Source organism: Candidatus Dependentiae bacterium (genome assembly GCA_026389065.1).
Lineage (GTDB): Bacteria > Babelota > Babeliae > Babelales > Chromulinivoraceae > JACPFN01.
This window is the reverse complement of the sequence record JAPLIP010000037.1, coordinates 1-17,522: the sequence shown is the minus strand read 5'-3', so window position 1 is coordinate 17,522 and position 17,522 is coordinate 1. Positions and strand designations below refer to the sequence as shown.

At 35.4% G+C, this 17,522-nt stretch carries 16 protein-coding genes and 1 tRNA gene; 10 read left to right on the top strand and 7 right to left on the bottom strand.

The window, feature by feature from the left end; translation table 11 throughout:
- The 3 genes from NTU89_02620 to priA all read left to right on the top strand — a co-directional run.
- Positions 1-941: hypothetical protein (locus tag NTU89_02620; GenBank protein MCX5923437.1), on the top strand; the 941-nt coding region annotated here is incomplete at its 5' end.
- The gene (locus NTU89_02615; protein MCX5923436.1) at positions 938-1,582 is read left to right on the top strand and encodes a hypothetical protein; all 645 of its coding nucleotides are present in this window, start codon (positions 938-940) and stop codon (positions 1,580-1,582) included. The genes NTU89_02620 and NTU89_02615, both read left to right, overlap by 4 nt.
- 107 nt (positions 1,583-1,689) lie before the next feature.
- Positions 1,690-3,654, top strand: a complete 1,965-nt coding sequence (gene priA / locus NTU89_02610; GenBank protein MCX5923435.1) for a primosomal protein N' — start codon at positions 1,690-1,692, stop codon at positions 3,652-3,654.
- Positions 3,655-3,687: 33 nt separating this feature from the next.
- On the opposite strand, the gene NTU89_02605 is transcribed toward priA, so the two are convergent.
- From NTU89_02605 to orn, 3 genes are all read right to left on the bottom strand, one after another.
- Positions 3,688-3,957, bottom strand: a complete 270-nt coding sequence (locus NTU89_02605) for a hypothetical protein (protein MCX5923434.1) — start codon at positions 3,955-3,957, stop codon at positions 3,688-3,690.
- 26 nt (positions 3,958-3,983) lie between these two features.
- Positions 3,984-4,214 carry a hypothetical protein gene (locus NTU89_02600; protein ID MCX5923433.1) on the bottom strand — a complete coding sequence of 77 codons (231 nt, stop codon included), beginning with the start codon at positions 4,212-4,214 and terminating at the stop codon, positions 3,984-3,986.
- Between the two features lie 72 nt (positions 4,215-4,286).
- Complete coding sequence (gene orn, locus NTU89_02595) at positions 4,287-4,853, bottom strand: oligoribonuclease (GenBank protein ID MCX5923432.1); 567 nt, start codon at positions 4,851-4,853, stop codon at positions 4,287-4,289.
- Positions 4,854-5,032: 179 nt separating this feature from the next.
- Between orn and NTU89_02590 the strand changes: the two genes are divergently transcribed.
- A complete protein-coding gene (locus NTU89_02590) occupies positions 5,033-7,210 on the top strand; it encodes an ATP-grasp domain-containing protein (GenBank protein ID MCX5923431.1) in 2,178 nt (725 codons plus the stop codon).
- 14 nt (positions 7,211-7,224) lie between these two features.
- Here NTU89_02590 and NTU89_02585 read toward each other — a convergent pair whose 3' ends face one another.
- From NTU89_02585 to NTU89_02575, 3 genes are all read right to left on the bottom strand, one after another.
- The gene (locus NTU89_02585; protein MCX5923430.1) at positions 7,225-7,908 is read right to left on the bottom strand and encodes a hypothetical protein; all 684 of its coding nucleotides are present in this window, start codon (positions 7,906-7,908) and stop codon (positions 7,225-7,227) included.
- Between the two features lie 19 nt (positions 7,909-7,927).
- On the bottom strand, positions 7,928-9,217 hold the full coding sequence (locus NTU89_02580; GenBank protein MCX5923429.1) for an amino acid carrier protein: 1,290 nt from the start codon (positions 9,215-9,217) through the stop codon (positions 7,928-7,930).
- 67 nt (positions 9,218-9,284) lie between these two features.
- On the bottom strand, positions 9,285-9,881 hold the full coding sequence (locus NTU89_02575) for a Holliday junction ATP-dependent DNA helicase RuvA (protein ID MCX5923428.1): 597 nt from the start codon (positions 9,879-9,881) through the stop codon (positions 9,285-9,287).
- Positions 9,882-10,052: 171 nt separating this feature from the next.
- Here NTU89_02575 and NTU89_02570 point away from each other — a divergent pair.
- From NTU89_02570 to mnmE, 3 genes are all read left to right on the top strand, one after another.
- Positions 10,053-10,128 (top strand) — tRNA-Gly (locus NTU89_02570).
- Between the two features lie 104 nt (positions 10,129-10,232).
- Positions 10,233-11,120, top strand: coding sequence for a Jag N-terminal domain-containing protein (locus tag NTU89_02565; GenBank protein MCX5923427.1), 888 nt, complete (start codon positions 10,233-10,235; stop codon positions 11,118-11,120).
- A complete protein-coding gene (gene mnmE, locus NTU89_02560) occupies positions 11,101-12,528 on the top strand; it encodes a tRNA uridine-5-carboxymethylaminomethyl(34) synthesis GTPase MnmE (GenBank protein MCX5923426.1) in 1,428 nt (475 codons plus the stop codon). The genes NTU89_02565 and mnmE overlap by 20 nt, the downstream gene beginning before the upstream one ends.
- Positions 12,529-12,607: 79 nt before the next feature.
- On the opposite strand, the gene NTU89_02555 is transcribed toward mnmE, so the two are convergent.
- Complete coding sequence (locus NTU89_02555; GenBank protein MCX5923425.1) at positions 12,608-13,261, bottom strand: OmpA family protein; 654 nt, start codon at positions 13,259-13,261, stop codon at positions 12,608-12,610.
- Between the two features lie 280 nt (positions 13,262-13,541).
- Here NTU89_02555 and NTU89_02550 point away from each other — a divergent pair, with 280 nt between their 5' ends.
- From NTU89_02550 to NTU89_02540, 3 genes are all read left to right on the top strand, one after another.
- Positions 13,542-15,062: an Rne/Rng family ribonuclease gene (locus NTU89_02550; GenBank protein MCX5923424.1), complete on the top strand. Its 1,521-nt coding sequence runs from the start codon at positions 13,542-13,544 to the stop codon at positions 15,060-15,062.
- Positions 15,063-15,099: 37 nt separating this feature from the next.
- The gene (gatB, locus tag NTU89_02545) at positions 15,100-16,557 is read left to right on the top strand and encodes an Asp-tRNA(Asn)/Glu-tRNA(Gln) amidotransferase subunit GatB (protein MCX5923423.1); all 1,458 of its coding nucleotides are present in this window, start codon (positions 15,100-15,102) and stop codon (positions 16,555-16,557) included.
- An 81-nt stretch (positions 16,558-16,638) separates the two neighbouring features.
- Complete coding sequence (locus NTU89_02540; protein MCX5923422.1) at positions 16,639-17,496, top strand: ankyrin repeat domain-containing protein; 858 nt, start codon at positions 16,639-16,641, stop codon at positions 17,494-17,496.
- Positions 17,497-17,522: the final 26 nt, after the last annotated feature.

Genomic DNA, 17,522 nt, shown 5'->3' with positions numbered 1-17,522 from the left:
CGGGTCCACAGCGAGTCAAGATGGCCACAAAGTTTACGACTGATTGTATTTTTATGCATAAGGCAACGCAAGCAGTGGGAGCTGTAGCAGGCATTTTACAAACACAATCAAGAACGATGCGAACTATTGAGTATGTTTCTGGCTTTATGGGCCATGAGCCTGCATTTGCATCTGCAGCTGAAAGTATTTCTCAAGCAACTCAAGAACTTGAAACTTTTATGCAAAAAAGCGTTGCTCAAGAGCTCGTACCAATTACAGAGTTTTTAGAAAAAGCTGGAGTTACTGCAATAGAAGCAAGAGCTGCTACAAGATCAATTACTGAAATTTTGTCAGACATACAAAATTTTGGTGGGAAAATACCACTCAGCAATGTTGAGCTATGCAAAGAGATAAAAACTCTTATTGAAAATCTTGTTAAAGAGGCAAATGTTATTATTGACATAAAATTGCGTCAGGAATTTTCAACAAAATGGATAACAGAAAATGGATTAAAAAAACGAGTAAATATGGATTTTGAACATGCTTTAAATTATGAAGTAGCGTTTAAAAACAATAAAGCTACTGGCTTATTAGAGGTGAAATTTTCTGGAGGACATTTAGCAGGAAGCACTGAGGCCTTAGCGGAAAAAGGATTGATACAAATTATTGATAAGAAACAACTACCAACAGGGTGCTGGGAATTCTTATTTGAAGATTGCTTTACAAAAGAAAAGTTTACTAAAACAGAGTTTCATACTTCATGGAACGAACAAACAATTTTAAAAAACAGTTGGAATCTTTTTGAAAATCAAGAAATTCAAGAATTCATTGCCAATGATACAAAGATAGCAAAATATATAAAACATGGAGAGCAAGAATTATCCATTGTTATAAAAAAACACGATAAAGATATAAATATTGTCACGCAAGTTCCTTATAAGATAAAAAAGAAAGCAATATGAAAAAACTATTTTTAAAAATAACGGTTGATGCAGATGGATATGGAATACCAGAAGGGGCTAGAACAGAAAGCTTTTCATTGGGTCAATTGGTAATGTTTCTAGAGGCTTGGGGTGATAAAAATCACAATCAAATATATACCTGTAACGGATTAAACTGGGAATGGCTAAGCTTAGGCAAAACAAGAGATGAAAAAAGTGTTTATTTATGGGATAACTGGGAAATAAAAAAACAGGCAAAGCTTCAAGGCTTAAGCCAACAAGAGCAAGAAGCTTTTGATAAAGCCTATGAAGATTATTCAGACAAGAGATTTGAAGATATTCCAAAATTATACATGAAGATAGAAAACTATGTTGAAGTTGTAGAAAAATGGCAAGAAATTGTGCTTAAGCAAAAACCTAATTTTATAATTTTGTCACAAGACGATTCTGGCTACGTTGACTTAGTTGGCAAAGATGAGCTTTCGCAGCAAGACTTGGCTGACATGAAAATAGAGCATGAAAAATATTTAAAATATAAAATTGCTTACGACAAATATGTAAAATCTAGGCCAGACATTGTCGATGAATTATGGCACGGCCCTCAGTCAAGTGAATACGAGGCTGACTGGCAAAAGTTTTATGAACCGGATGATGAAAAATAAGCCTTAATTAAAAACATTAAATGCTTGCTTGGTATCTAATTTTTGTAGTCTTGATACACTTTTTATGAAACAAAAAAGATTTTCTTTGTAGCAAAAGATAAAAAAAGATGTTGATACATGTTCGCCTACTTCAGTATGCTGAAAAATTTTTTACCTATTCTGTGCCAGAAGAGTTTTGGCATAAAATGATTCCAGGGACGCTGGTAAAAGTTCCTTTATCGAACCGCATTGTTCCTGCGGTTGTATCAGAAATAGCAGATCCCTTGGTAGAGTATAAATTTAAAATTAAGCCAATTGTTTGCGTATATCCATTTCCCAGCGATCATTTATACAGTTCGTTTATCGATAAAATAAGCAATTATTGTCAAACAGACGCTTTATATTTTTTACAGCGATTAGAAAAATTTTTATCAGAAAAAGAAAATGAAGATCAGCCTGCTTCTCAGCCGATTTTAACTATTTCTCAAAAGGTTGATTTCACCGATGAGCAAGAGTCGGTATACAATCAAATAGCCCCATATGTTTTAGAGCAAAAGCACCAAACTTTTTTGCTTCATGGTGTAACCGGATCTGGAAAAACTGAAATTTATAAACGAATAGCATCTGATGCATTGCAGCAAGGAAAAGCGGTCATATTGCTTTTGCCAGAAGTAGCCCTTGCCTTAAGATTTGAAAAAATATTTGCAACTTTCTTTAAAGACATTCCTGTTTTTGGTTTTCATAGTGCTGCTCCAGTTGGTCAAAAACGACTGTTGTGGAAGAATTTACTTGAGCAAAGGCCAATGATTATTGTTGGCGTCCATATGCCTGTTTTACTACCAATTGCACACCTTGGTTTAATTATTATTGATGAAGAGCATGACAGCGGGTATCAGGAAAAAAAACATCCCAAAATTCATTCTCGCGATATGGCGATTTTAAAAGCATCAATGTATAAAGTTCCGATTGTTTTAGGGTCTGCAACTCCATCACTTCAATCTTTATGGAATGTAAAAAAGCGTGGATGGAAGCTGCTTATGATGCACACGCGCTTTGCTGGAAACTTTCCAAAAATTCAGTTTGCGTCTTTAAAAACTAAAAAGAAAAGAAAAAGTTTTTGGATTACTGATGAGTTGCATGGTGCAATTGAAAATCGACTAGAAAATAAAGAGCAAACTATTATTTTTCTAAACCGTCGCGGTTATAGCTTTTTTGTTCAATGTACCTGTAGTTTTATTTTTTCATGCAACCATTGCTCAGTGAGCTTGACGCTGCATCAAGACAATAGTCTTTTGTGCCATTATTGTGCGCACAGGCAAGCAATTCCTCCAGCCTGTCCAACATGCCAGATAAGTAGTAATGAATTTTTAAAAAAAGGAATTGGAACTCAGCAGGTAGTTTCAATATTGCAAAAACTTTTTCCCCAAGCTCGCATTGAGCGTGCAGATTTAGATAGTACCGTAAAAAAACGAAGCTGGGCAAATACCGTTGAGGATATGCAGTCTGGTCAAATTGATATTTTAGTGGGAACTCAGTCAATTACCAAGGGATACCATTTCCCCGGTGTAACATTGGTAGGTGTTTTATGGGCAGATTTAAATTTGCACTTTCCCATATACAATGCCGCAGAAACAGCTCTGCAGCAGCTTATTCAGGTGGCCGGTAGAGCGGGCAGGCAGTCACATGAAAGTACGGTTATTGTACAAGCTTTCGATGAGCATAAGATTTTTAGCTTTGTTGATGAAAAAAAATATCAAACTTTTTATGATGAAGAAATTCAAAAACGTACAGACGCGCAGTATCCACCATTTAAGCACATTGCAGAAGTTGAATTAAAGGGAGCTGATCAGTTGGTTGTTGAGCGAGATGCAAAAATGTTTGCAAAGTGTCTGCGTGATATGTCGCAAAAACAAGGCTTTGATGTGCAGGTTCTTGGTCCTATTCCTGCAATGGTTTACAAAGTGAAAGCTGTTTATAGTCAAAAATTATTTCTAAAGTCGTTTTCGCGAAGCGAGATGATTGAGCTTTTTTCAGATCTTAAAGGTTATAAAATAAAATCGTCACTATTTTTTACCATAGATCCTGTGGCTTAAAAATAGTGACGATTTTAAAACGAGCTGAATATTTTAGCTTTTTTTGCTTTTGCAATAAAGAGTCCAGATAGCATCTTTATTTTCTGTTGAGTAGATATGTTGCAGGAGTGCAACAACAAGAGGATTTTGGCTGTTTGAGTTAGCGCACTCTTGTAAAAAATCTTGAGTTAGCATTGTCCCAAGAGATTTTGGTGATTTAAAAGTAGGGCTAGAAATTGACCCTGAGCTAGATTTGCTTATTTTTTCAGATGAAAGCAAAAAGCTTGATGATGCTAATAATGCACAAAATAAAAGCTGTTTCATAAGTGAACCCCTAATTAAAAATTATTTTATTTGTGAGAAGTTTTTTCCTTGTGTCGTTGCATTTTCGCTTCTTGCTTGCGCATATTTTCTAATTTTCTTTCTACCTTTGCCTTGTAAAACTCTTCTGCTGTTTTCGATTTTAACTTTATGCCTTGCTCTTCACGCTCGATTTTAGCAGCTCTTCTTGAATCTTTTTCAAAAGACGCTGATAAAAATCCACAGCTTAAAAGTATTGTGCATAGTGTTAGTTTGTTCATAAAAGCTCCTAATGCTTTGTTTGGATTAAATGTTTTGATACAAAACTTCAATTACGCCTTCTTTTTATTTTTTTAAATATTTTTGGGTATTTCTGCGGGAATCGTGATGAAATGCTGCTTGTAAAACTTGAGCTCTTCAATTGATTCTTTTATATCATCAAGGGCTCTGTGTGTGTTAGCTTTTTTAAAGACTATATCTTTGCCTGACCATCGACCAAGCATGATTTTAAAAGCAGTTACATCAACTACTCGATAATGTAAAAAATCTACAAGCAGTGGCATTTCTTTTTTTAGAAATATTTTATCAAACCATACTGTGTTTCCACACAGCGGGGCGGTGCCTTTTTGGCAGTACTGTTCTAAAAATCTTAATGTTTCTTCTTCTGCTTGTTCAATGGTGATAGTTGAATCTTTTACTTTTTGCGTAAGGCCAGTTTTGCTGTGTTGTTCGATGCACCAAGGGTTCATGCGATCTAAGATCTCATCTGGTTGCTTAATGATTAAATTTGGTCCTGTTGCAATAATGTTAAGTTCATCATCTGTAATGATTGTGGCTATTTCTAAGATTACTTCTTGGTTGTAATCAAGGCCAGACATTTCAAGGTCTATCCATACGAGCAAATTGTTTTTTGGAAGCATAAAAACTTTCTTTTTCTTGGGTGCAAAGTGTAAGGGTAACTATAAATTAAATCGATCTGGTTGTAAAATTAAATACGCATTTTTTTAATTAAAATAATTTGAACAAAATCATTTGAATTATGTAAGCTTAAAAGGATAAATGTTAAATTTCTTTCATGCAAGGTTATTCGGGGTTGATCATGTTACGAGTTGGTGTGCTTTTGGGTGGTAAATCAATTGAGCGAGAAGTCTCTCTTAATTCTGGCAGAACTATTTGTGATCATTTAGACACCAATCTTTTTAAAGCTATACCAATATTTCAAGCTGCAAGTGGCGATTTATTTTTGTTACCATGGTCGTTTTTATATCGTGGAAAAATTGCAGACTTTGAGCATAGATTGCAAAATGAAGCGACAAAGATTTTTTGGGATGATCTTTCTGGGATAATCGATTTTATGTATATTGCCACTCATGGAAAATATGCAGAAGATGGTCGCTTGCAAGCAATTTTAGAATTATTTAAAATACCATATTTAGGGTCTAAGGTTCTTGGTAGCTCGCTTGGCATGAATAAATATTTACATAATCATTTTTTGCAAAATCAAGGAGTCTTGACTCCTTCAGGATTTAGTCTTTCTGTTCAAGATGTAATTTCTTATGATGACCTAAAAATTGAAAACAAGTTTCAAGAATCGAATATAAATTTTCCAGTAGTTATCAAGCCGCACAGTGAAGGCTCAAGCTTTGGGGTCTTTGTTGTTTATGATAAAAAATTACTACAAGACCGTATAACTAAAGCATGTTTTGTTAGCGGTGATGTGGGACAGGGCGTTTTGGTAGAGGAAAAATTAGATGGCATGGAGTTTACTTGCATTGTCATTACTGATGAAAAAACCGGTGAATTGGTTGCCTTTCCCCCAACAGAAATATTGCTCCAGGAAAATACTGACGTTTTTGATTATAATCAAAAATATATGCCAGGTGCTGTCAATGAAAGAACACCAGCACTTTGTAGCCAGCAGGATCTCAAGCTCATTCAAGATACTTGTATAAAAACAATGCAGGCTTTAGAGTTTACAAATATGTCTAGAATTGATGGGTTTTTAACCAAAGACAAGCGAGTGGTAATCATTGATAGTAATCCTCTTTCTGGAATGGGCCCTTCAACATTTTTATTTAGACAAGCGGCAGAGGTTGGAATAGGGCACTCAGAATTGATTAATCATCTTATTAAAACTGAGTTGAAAAGTTACAAAATGGAAAAAGAAGAAACAAAAAAAATTGTCACAAAAAAAATAAGGGTAGCTGTACTTCTTGGTGGTGCAAGTAATGAAAAAGAGACTTCTTTTAATTCGGGTCGCAATGTTTGTTATAAGCTTTCGCCTGAAAAGTATGAAGTCACGCCAGTGTTTGTTGATAGCAATATGAAGCTTTATATTTTAGATAATCGATTGTTGGTTCATACTTCAACTCGTGAAGTTCATGCAAATTTATCGAGCGCTCGCCCAATTGCATGGTCAGATTTGAAAAACATTACAGATTTTGTATTTATTGCATTGCATGGCGGGCAGGGTGAAAATGGCGTTGTTCAAGGAACCCTTGAGATGCTTGGCTTGCCTTACAATGGCCCGTCTGTTTTTGCAAGCGCTTTGTGTATGGATAAGTTTAAAACAGGAAATTTTTTGAAGGCTAAGGGATTTGAAGTTCCTAAGTCTTTGCTTGTTTCAAAATCTGATTTTAACAAAGAATCTATTTTATCTTTTATAAAAACAATTGGCTTTCCTTGCATTGTAAAGCCTCATGATGATGGATGCAGTACGATGGTTTCATCGCCTAAAAACGATCAAGAGCTTCAAGAGGCATTGCAAAATGTTTTTAAAACAAAAGAGCATGCGCTTATCGAAGAAAGAATTTTTGGCATGGAGCTTACGGTAGGGGTAGTTGGTAATGAAAATCCAAGAGCTCTTGCCCCAAGCGAATCGGTTGCAAAGGCTGGAATTTTATCGAGTGAAGAAAAATTTTTACCAGGAGCTGGTGAAAATCAAACCCCTGCAAGGCTTTTGCCTCAAGACATTGCAATGGTTCAAAAGACCGTGCGAGATGCTTTTGTGGCTATGAATTGTACAGGATATAGCAGGATTGATTGTTTTTTTCAAACAGACCAGCAGTCTTCAACCGGTAAAAAACGCGTTGTGATTTTAGAGTGTAATACGCTGCCAGCCTTAACTCCTGCGACATGCTTGTTTCATCAGGCTGCAGAAGAAGGTCTTAGGCCGATGGAGCTTTTAGATGAAATAATCCAGCTTGGTTTTCAGGCTCATAAATATGATGAAATCGTAAGCGTTGATCAAATTTTACAAAGACAAAGTGATTTGTAGGCATATATTTTGTCTTAAAGGTTTTCAGTTTCAAATTCTTTGCAGTCATTATTGTTTTGGCTCGACTGAGACATTGGTGTTGACTCATTTGAGCTTTGGTATGGATCATGTCGATACGATACAATCTGATAATTTAAATAAAGATCTTTGGGTTTTAGTCCAAATGCAAGTAGAGAATGAGTTGTTTTGCGGTGATAGCATTTGTCTATAGGATAAGTTCCGCATTCGTCAGGGATCGATGGAAGATCAGGATTTCTTTTGAGCATAGCATGAATAACCTGAGCTCTAATTTCTGAGCAAGCAGGGTCATACTGAGAGCATATTGAAGAGAGCGGTGTCGAATATGGGCCGTATTTTCCTTCTCTGATTTGAGAATTTGTATATCTAGGCTTACTCTGAGTTATAAGATCTATTGGGATGTTGTTATTTAAAAAGGACAAAAGAAGTTCATATCTTTTTGTATTAATGCATATCGTTGCGGCCGTTTGGGTTGGATGAAATTTAATTGGGCCTTGTAGTAAATAAGGTTTTTCTAGCGCTTGATTGTATAGGTATATATTTGTTGATCTATCGTCGGTTAAGTCTTTAAAAAAATTATTTCTTTCTTTGCTTAGCTGATCGAATGAGGCTGTCGTTACGGTTGAATAAAAGAGTGTAAACAAAAGGCATAATGATTTTTTGAAAAACAATAGTTTCATAATTTTTCCATAAATTAAATTAACGAGATAGTTCTTCTTTGTTTTTTAACGTTAAAATAAATAATCCTGCAAGGTTTGGGACGACAATTAATGGTAAGAGGCCGTCAGCGATATCCCAAAGTATTGGCGTATCAATCAAAGCTCCTAAAAAAATAAAGATGCTTACAAAAATATAATAAATATTGAGCCATCGATTATTTGTAAAAAATCCAAAACACTTACTCCCGTTAAAGCTATTTCCAAGGGTTGCACCAATTATGCACATGGTTATAACGCCAGTTAATGCAATTGGACCAAACGTTGGAAGAGCTGATTTAAACGCATACAAAGCCAGCTCGTTCGATGTAATTCCCAGGGTCCAAACATTTGTAACAAGCGCAACAATTCCTGAAATTACACATAAAAATGTATTCATGAAAATTGAGTACATCCCTAAAATGCCTTGGTTTGTTGCATTGTCTGTGTCGGAGTATGAATGAGGAATAGCGGCAGTTCCAATTCCAGCTTCTGTGGTAAAGGCTCCTTTAAAAACTCCCTGCCTAAGTCCAATTAAAGCTGAAGATCCAACAAAGCCACCAAGCGCAGCAGTCGGTGAAAAAGCATGGGTAAAAATTGAAATAATAGCTGCCTTGAGCGCTGTAATGTTTGCAAAGATAATAAAAAATGAAGTAAATAAATAAAGAATGTACATGATGGGAACCATTTTAGAGGCAAACAGACCTATCGTTTTTGTTCCGCTTATCAGCATGAAAAAAATAAACAGGGCTATGAAAGCTCCTGTGATATATTCTGGAACCCCATGGTAAGCATATGTTGTTGCGAGAGCTTTTGATTGGAGGGCTGACCAGGCTGAAAAAATAAAAATACTTAATGCTCCATACCAGTTGGCAAGAAAAGGGTGCACTTGGTAAAGGTATCCAGTTGGGCCACCAATGATAGACCCGTCTTTTGCATAGCGTTTAAATTTTACAGCAAATGTGACTTCGGTAAATTTAGTTACTGATCCAAAAAAAGCATATGTTGCCATCCAAAAAAGAGCTCCGGGACCACCAATGGCGATAGCAATTGGCGGGGTTAAAATATTTCCCATGCCAAGACTTGTTGACATTGCAGTGTAAAGCGCCTGAAGGGGGCTTAGTGTATTTTTAGTTGAATGATCGGACTGTTTAAGCTGGATAATATGCAAAAACTGTTTGAATTTTCTAAGCTGCGGAAAGTTAGTCAGAAAAGATAGGATAATTCCAGATATTAAAAATAAAAAAGCCAATGGAATATCAATGGCATGTACGATTGTTTTTAAATTAATCAAGGTAAACTCTGCTTATAGAAACATAAATATGCTCATAGCATAATCAAAACATTATAAATTTATAGAGTTATTTTTTAGCTAGCAGTGTAAGTGCTTTTCTTAAAAGAATATCAAAGACAGGAGCTTCTCCTGGCGTATTTTCTCTTAACACATGTAGAGTCTGTTTAATTTCTTGAGATGAATAATTTAAAGAGCTTAAAGTGTCCTGCAAATCTCCCCATGCGCCAAGTGAAGTTTGCGTAGCTAGGTGTGGATGAATCTTAAGAAGCTTTGGTGCTTTTTCTCTTAACTGAATGCAAAGTTGTTCGGCTTTTTTTGCTCCTAGCCCTTTTAGACTGCTAAGCCCGGACATATTTTCTTCGCTGATCATTTGTAAAAAATTTGAAGCGCTTGTTTGTTCTAAGATTGAAATACCAAGCTTTGGGCCAATTCCTGGACAATTAATAATCAATAAAAAGACATCTTTTGCAACTGACTGCGTAAAACCAAATAAACTTGGACCATTTTCTTGTGACCAATGAAAATAAATGTGTAAAGTTATCTCTTCTTTTGCAGTTAGGCTTTTTGCCTCGGGGCAAAAAATCTCAAATCCAATCCCAGCTTGGTTAACAATGAGTTTATTATCTTGAATGCTTGAAATTGTTCCAAATATTGATCCAATCATGTTTTTTCGCCTGAGTTAGTAGGTTTTTAAGCACTACAAGTATCAACAAAGTAGTGAAAATATCAAGAATAATTCTAGAATTGGTTTTTTGTGCTGTATAATCTGCGCTCTGAGCTAAAAGCGGTTTGACATGCTTGTCAAAGTTGCTAAACTTTAAAGAGTTATCAATATGTGGGAATAGCTCAGTTGGTAGAGCGTTGCCTTGCCAAGGCAAAGGTCGCGGGTTCAAGTCCCGTTTCCCACTCCAAAATTTTTTCAAACTATTGCAATCGCAGATCTCTTTATAATAAGCTATCATCATAATAAGCAGATACATTTTTTGGGTAAAAAACTATGCACACAAGAAATTCGATGAAATCCGTCATCGCACAGGGCGCAACGGTCGTTAAGGCTATTGAAGAGGCGTTGAAAAAAGCCGATATGCCAAAAGAATTTTTCGTAAAGATTTTAGAAGAAGCTCAATCTGGCTTTTTGGGATTTGGTTCAAAAAAAGCAAAGATTGCATTATTTTTTAAAAAAGAAATCTTATCTTCTCGCGGAGAGGGTGTTTTGCACCAGGATTCCTATGAAGGTCTTTTTGATAATCAATCACTTCAAAAGCAAATTGATAATCAGCAAAGAGATACAACTTCTAAAGACGCGGCTCCTCAGGCATCACAAAATCAATCATCAATTCCTAAAAAGCCTCAACAAAATATACAAAAACCATTTGAGCAAAGACCTCAGGCTCCTAAAGAGCAACCGTCTAATCAAGCGCAACCAATAAAAAATCAATCGAATCAACTTCAGGCTTCTCGTGATCATGCAAACAAGCCTCAAAGTTCTCAAGATAAAAATCTCCAAGAGCGCCCATCTAGGCCGCAAAATGATAGATATCAGGCTCCTAGGTCTAATGATTTTCAATCAAAAGATCAAAGACCGGTTAGGCAGCCACAAAGATTTCAACAAAGAGAGCTTAAGCCTGTACAACCTCAAATAAATACAGAAAACCAAGAAAAAAAATTAGAAACATCTGTTCCTCGGGCTGATAGGCCTCAAAGACCAGAAAGAAGACTTCAAGATATTCCCCAAAGGCAGTTGCCGCATCCAAGCTCAGATGACTCAGAGGAAGGTCGACAAAGCTATCGCAATAGAAGGCGGTCTCGTTATTATTCACCAAGGCAACCTGGTGTTAACGATGATTTAAAAAAGCCAAGCTCTAACAATAATTCTAATAACAATGACTCAAATAATTCATAATAATAAATTTGAGAATCTCGTTGATCGGCAGCAACTGGCTCATCACGAACAAACAATAGTAGCGCTTTGTAGCCCTCAGGGCTCTGGCGCCATTGGATTAATTCGGATTTCTGGCCTTGATTGCTTATCCGTTGCAGATAAGTTTTGCTCGTTGCCGGCGAATAAAAAAATATCTATTCAAGAAACCCATACCATTCACTATGGTCATGTTGTTGATGGTGATGGTAAGCATATTGATCAAGTTTTATTTCTTTTGATGAAAGCTCCAAAAACATTTACAGGTCAAGACATTGTTGAAATTACCTGTCATAATAATCAATTTTTAGTTGAAAAAATTATTGACAGAGCAATTGAGTGTGGTGCTCGCTTGGCTGGCAACGGTGAGTTTACTCAAAGAGCCGTTATGTTTGGAAAAATTGATTTACTCCAGGCAGAAGCAATTAATGATTTGATTCATGCTCAAAATTCACAGTCTTTAAAATATAGCTTGTCTCAGTTGCAGGGTAGTTTTTCCTCATGGATAGCTCAGGCAGAGCTTTCTGTGATTGAAATGGTTGCATTTTGTGAAGCTAGTTTTGAATTTATAGATGAAGAAATTGAATTCGCTCATGATATATCTATAAAAATGAATAGCCTTATTGTAAAAATTGAGTCTCTTTTGAAAACATTTTCTAAGCAGCAGTATATTAAAGAAGGCATTAGAATTGTTTTGATTGGCTCGGTAAACGCTGGAAAATCATCACTTTTTAACTGTTTGCTTGAAAAAAAACGAGCAATTGTCACTCCAATTCCTGGAACAACTCGAGATACTATTGAGGCTGGATTATTTAGAAATGGAGATTTTTTAACAGTTGTCGATACTGCTGGAATTCGGAAAACAGATGATCAAATTGAGCAAGAGGGAATCGATAGATCGTTTCAAGAAGCAGAAGGTTCAGATATTATTTTACTGGTCATTGATGGATCTCAGGAGTTATCAGAGCTAGAAAAGAAATCATATCAAGACATCGTAGAAAAACATGGATCAAAAATTATTTTGGTGAAAAATAAGACTGACTTAAGTCTTTCCAGTCAAAGTTTTTATTTTGAAGCTCCAACTGTTTCGGTCAGTGCAAAAGAAGGCAAGTCTGTTGATCAACTCTTTGGGTTGATTGAAAAGAAAATAAGCGATCTTAAGGGATCTGATGAAATAACTTGTTTGCTAAATAAACGCCAGCATGATCTTTTAACAAGGTTCTTGGTTAGTTTAAAAGAAGTGGCCTTAATGCTTGATAGAAAATCCGTTGAGTATGAAATCGTCTCGTGCAAGCTTAAAGAAGCATTGGTTTTACTTTCTGAAATGACTGGTCGCAATGTTAGCGAAGCTATTTTAAATCAAGTTTTTCAATCTTTTTGCGTAGGCAAATAAAAAAATAATAAGTGCATAAAAAAAGCGACTGTGTTTTACGCAGTCGCTTTTTTTAGCTTAAATCTAAATTCTAAAATTCTTAGTTTTTGTGTTGAGCGTCAAGAGCAAAGATTTCAACACGTCTGTTAACAGCTTGTTGTTTTCTATTTCCGCCTTTTCTAACTGGCATTTCTTGACCACGAGGAGCAATTTTAATATGAGAAGAATCGATTCCTTCTTCAGCAAATTTTTGTGCAACGAAGCGAGCACGTCTTTCAGAAAGGGCAAGGTTGTAAATTGCTGATCCTTCAGAGTGACAAGCATGTCCTTCAATTACAAGCGTTTTGCCTTGTTTGATCATTTTTTTAGCTTGAGCAATGTCTTGTGATAATGCTGCATTTTGGCTTGGCTTTAATGTGTCAACGTTGAAATCAAAGTAAAGTGTTTTAAATTGATGCTTGCTTTCTTCTGCGCCTACATTTTCCCATGAGAACAATGGATTGTCTGATGACTTTTGTGATGATTTCGTAGCTGGGCGATGTTTTGAAATTTTATCATCTAGAGCAAATGTTTTCATAGAATCGTTGTCAAGCTCAAATGGCTCTGCAGATGAAGCAGGAGTTGCTTTTTTAGATGATTTAGAAAAGAATGAACCATTGTCTTGATCAGACTGTTTTTTATTTTTTTTACAGCCGCCAAGAAATGTTGCAAGAAGCAATGAGAACAATATAAATTTTTTAGACGAAATTTGCATGAGATAAACCTTTTTATTTTTTTGTTTTTATTTTTTTAGAAAGCTTTTGATTTTCAAACAGTTTATTTTGCTCTGTAGAAAAGTCAATGAGACTTTCTGGTCGTAATAATTGATTGGCAGCCATTTATAAAGAAATTGTTAAAGCATTGAGTTTATACCCACTTTTATTTAAAGATTTTAGATTTGTCTTTAAAAGGCTTGTAAAACTTTGTTGCTTGGTAGAATGGTGTATACTCAAAGTGGAGGAAAAATTTTTTAAACGTAAAAAAGATTTGGTCAAATGAAAAAAATTATAATAAATCAAAGTCCCTGGGAAACCAGAATTGCCATTGTTCGCGAAAATAAATTAGAAAATTTATTTTTTGGCAAAAGCACAGCCATAGAGCTTGAGCGAGCATTCTTTAAAGGAAGAGTTTCAAAAATACTTCCTGGAATACAAACAGCTTTCGTTGATATCGGCGAAGAAAGAGCGGGTTTTCTACATATATCAGAAATTGATCATGATCTTGCTATCGGTCGCATCATGGGAACTGATGTGGTAGAAGAAATTAAGGATGGAGAAGAAGAGGTTAAGCCTCGCGTATCATCTGAAAAAATGGATATTGCAAAAATCTTGACAGAAGGCGAAGACCTTTTAGTTCAAGTTAGCAAAGAACCTGTAGATGAAAAAGGCGCAAAATTAAAAACTTGTTTTACTTTGCCTGGACGGTTCATTGTTCTTACTCCAAATATCCCACGCATTGGCGTTTCAAAAAAAATTGAAGACCGCGCAGAGCGAGTTCGATTAAAAGAGATTATTTCAAAACATTTGCCATCTGGTATGGGCGCTGTTATTCGTACTTCTGCAGAAGGAAAAAGCGAAGGCGAGATTCAAAAAGATCTTTCGTTTTTAACTTCTGACTGGGCAAATATTTTATCAAGCTATGCAAGCGCTGCCACAAAAACAAAAATCTATCAAGATGTAGACGTTTCTTTGCAAGTTGTTCGAGATCATTTAGATAATGACATTGAAGAAATTATCACCGACAGTAAAGAAAACCAGGACCAAATTTATGCATATTTAAGCAAAGTTGCTCCCGAGTCTAGATTTAAAGTAAAGCTCTATGAAGGTACGGGTAATTTGTTTGATCGATATGATATCGATAGACAAATTCAGTTAGCGTTAGAAAAAAAAGTATCACTCAAATCTGGCGGCTCAATTATTATTGAAACAACAGAAGCTTTAACTGTAATTGATGTAAATACTGGACGATTTATAGGCAAAGGCAACTTAGAAGATACAATTTCTAAGACTAATCTGGAAGCTGCAAGAGAAGTCGTTTTGCAACTAAAATTGCGAAACATTGGTGGACTTATCGTTATTGATTTTATCGATATGGCAAACGCTAAAAATAAATTAAAATTAGTTTCCTATTTTGAACAAACCTTAAAAGAGCTTGATAAATTTCAGGCTGTTGTTTTGCAGGTTTCAGAATTTGGAATTGTACAAATGACTAGAAAGCGCTCAGGCAAAACACTCATGCGTCAGTTAACAAATGTGTGTCATTGTTGCATGGGGCTTGGACGATTACCTTCTGTTCGAGCAGAAAGTTATGAGATTTTAAGAAAGTTAAAAGTTGAAATTCAGTCAAAATATGTAAAGAAAAATATATGTTTTGAGGTTAATGGTCCAGTTTTTGATTTTATATCAAGCATAGAATTTAATTCTATTTTGCAGCTTGAAAAAGATTTTAGCTGCATGATTACATTGATGAGCAATGATTATATTGCCAGACATGATTTTGGCATTAAAGAAAAATAAAAGCATTTGTACATATAAAAAGATCTAAGGAAAAACAGTGGAAAAATCTTTTGTTCTTGAAAGATATACTGATTATAGAATGGATATTGGTATTGAAGTGCACGTTCAATTAAATACCAAAAGTAAAATTTTTTGTTCTTGTTCAAATGCTTTAACTGATCAGCAAAACATAAATATTTGCGAGATTTGCACTGGATATCCTGGAGTGCTTCCTGTTTTAAATCATCAAGTGGCAGAGTTTGCTGTGATGGCAGGACTTGGAACAAATTGTCAAATATCTGCAATTTCTGAATTTGATCGTAAGCATTATTTTTATCCAGATCTTCCTAAAAATTATCAAATCACTCAAAACAACTTTCCGATCTGCAAGGGCGGATATGTTATGATTAGACTTGATGATGGCACTGAAAAGAAAATTCGTATTAATCGAATTCACATTGAAGAAGATGCCGGAAAAAACTCTCATTCTGATTTAACAGGTGAAAGTTATGTTGATTTAAATAGAACAGGAACTCCTTTAATTGAAATCGTTTCTGAGCCAGATATTGAAAATGCAAGCGAAGCAAAAGCCTATCTTAAAGCGCTTCGTTTAATTATGCAGTATTTGGGTGTTAGCACTTGCAACATGGAAGAAGGATCTTTTCGGGCAGATACAAATTTGTCGGTTCGTAAAAAAGATAGCCAAACTCTTGGCACTCGCTGTGAGCTAAAAAATATTAATTCATTTAAGTTTATTTCTGATGCAATTGAATATGAAACAGAGCGTCAAATATTAGCTCTTGAGTCTGGACAAAGAATTCGTCAAGAAACAAGGCTCTGGGATTCTAAAAATAGAAAATCTATGCCGATGCGTTCAAAAGAAGAATCTGCAGATTATCGTTTTTGTACAGATCCTGACTTAGCGTTGATAAAAATTACAGATGAGCAGCTTGCTTTGATAAAAAATGATTTACCAGAGCTTCCGTATGAAAAATATAATAGATATATTTCTCAATGGGGACTTTCAGCATACGAAGCTGATGTTATCGTTTCTGATGTTGAGTACACAAAGTATTTTGAAGCTGTGATGACTTTGTATCCAAAAAAATCATCGGTGCATTGGTTTTTACGTGATATTATTGGCTTGGTAAACGAACAAAAAATAGAATTAAAAGATTGCCTTGTTACACCTGAAAAATTAGCAAAATTAGTTGAAATGCTTGATGCAAGCGTAATTAATAATACTGCGGCTAAAGAAGTGTTTGAACTTATTGCTACAAGCGGAGGAAGCCCAGAGAGTATTGTTGAGCAAAAAGGCTTAAAGCAAATTGGTTCACATGAAGAGCTGGAAAAAATTGTACTAACAATTTTACAAGAGAATCCAGCCTTAATTGAACAGTATAAAGCTGGAAAACAAAATGTGTTTGGATTTTTCGTTGGTGCTTGTATGAAAGCATCTGGTGGAAAAGGAAATCCAAAAATCATGCAAGATATTTTGAAAAAACATTTGATGTAATATTGTTTTATAAAGAGGCGCCTAATTGGCGCCTCTTTTTTGTAGCTGCGATTTAAAAATTTATAACCTTAAGGAAAAGCGGTGTCTTTGAAAACTTCCTCTCGTTTTTATTTTTTTAGCTTTGTTTCCTCAGTGATTTTTGCAAGCGATGCAGATTTGAAATATTTTCAGATGCTTCAAGATTCTAAAAGGCAAAATGATTTATTTGAAAGTCAGTGGAGAGAAAAAATAGATTTTTCAAACCCCGACGAGACTATTGTTTTATCTTCTGGCCTGAAAACAACTGCATTAATTATGGCTGCTCAGCGGCAGGATGTTTTTTTGGTTCGCAAGTTGCTTAACGCAAAGGCTAATCCAAATCTTTCAAACGATAGCTTTTCACCTCTATCTCACGCTGTTATGTATCGTGATAATCAAGCGGTAAGTGAAATTGTGCAACTTCTTCTGGATGCAAACGCTGATCCAAGCCTCAGGGATTTTGGCGGTTTAACTCCATTGCATTACGCTTGCTGTAAAGCTACGAGTTATCCAAAAACCGTACGAAAATTGTTAGAAGCAGGCTCTGACTGGTTGCTTTTTGCTGCTGGATGTGGAACGCCGTTTGATATTATTTTTTCTAAAGACGGTAGGCAATTCCAAGAAAAATTAGATCTTTTTCAAAAAATACAAATGTTTATATCGAATGATCGTTATAAGAAATTACAAAAGTCAAAGTCTGGACGAGCTGTTATAAACGCTTTTTGGGAATATGTAGATGGAAGCTCAACAAGTTTGTCTGAAATGGTGGATCAAAATCAGCGGATTGCTCGTCGTTATTTTACCCCTGAGGCAATTCAAAAATTATCAATAAGCTCTGAGCTTGTTGGTCTCATACCAAAAGATCGAGCCTCTTTTGCTGCGCAAGTAATGGAAGAGCGTGAAAATAGTAGTCCAAGATAATTTTTTATAGAACGTCTTCTATGTTG

Bases quoted from the DNA above. Each gene is read 5' to 3' on its own strand.
- NTU89_02615 (MCX5923436.1), top strand. From the start codon at position 938: ATGAAAAAACTATTTTTAAAAATAACGGTTGATGCAGATGGATATGGA.
- priA (MCX5923435.1), top strand. From the start codon at position 1,690: ATGTTGATACATGTTCGCCTACTTCAGTATGCTGAAAAATTTTTTACC.
- NTU89_02605 (MCX5923434.1), bottom strand. From the start codon at position 3,957: ATGAAACAGCTTTTATTTTGTGCATTATTAGCATCATCAAGCTTTTTG.
- NTU89_02600 (MCX5923433.1), bottom strand. From the start codon at position 4,214: ATGAACAAACTAACACTATGCACAATACTTTTAAGCTGTGGATTTTTA.
- orn (MCX5923432.1), bottom strand. From the start codon at position 4,853: ATGCTTCCAAAAAACAATTTGCTCGTATGGATAGACCTTGAAATGTCT.
- NTU89_02590 (MCX5923431.1), top strand. From the start codon at position 5,033: ATGTTACGAGTTGGTGTGCTTTTGGGTGGTAAATCAATTGAGCGAGAA.
- NTU89_02585 (MCX5923430.1), bottom strand. From the start codon at position 7,908: ATGAAACTATTGTTTTTCAAAAAATCATTATGCCTTTTGTTTACACTC.
- NTU89_02575 (MCX5923428.1), bottom strand. From the start codon at position 9,881: ATGATTGGATCAATATTTGGAACAATTTCAAGCATTCAAGATAATAAA.
- NTU89_02565 (MCX5923427.1), top strand. From the start codon at position 10,233: ATGAAATCCGTCATCGCACAGGGCGCAACGGTCGTTAAGGCTATTGAA.
- mnmE (MCX5923426.1), top strand. From the start codon at position 11,101: ATGACTCAAATAATTCATAATAATAAATTTGAGAATCTCGTTGATCGG.
- NTU89_02555 (MCX5923425.1), bottom strand. From the start codon at position 13,261: ATGCAAATTTCGTCTAAAAAATTTATATTGTTCTCATTGCTTCTTGCA.
- NTU89_02550 (MCX5923424.1), top strand. From the start codon at position 13,542: ATGAAAAAAATTATAATAAATCAAAGTCCCTGGGAAACCAGAATTGCC.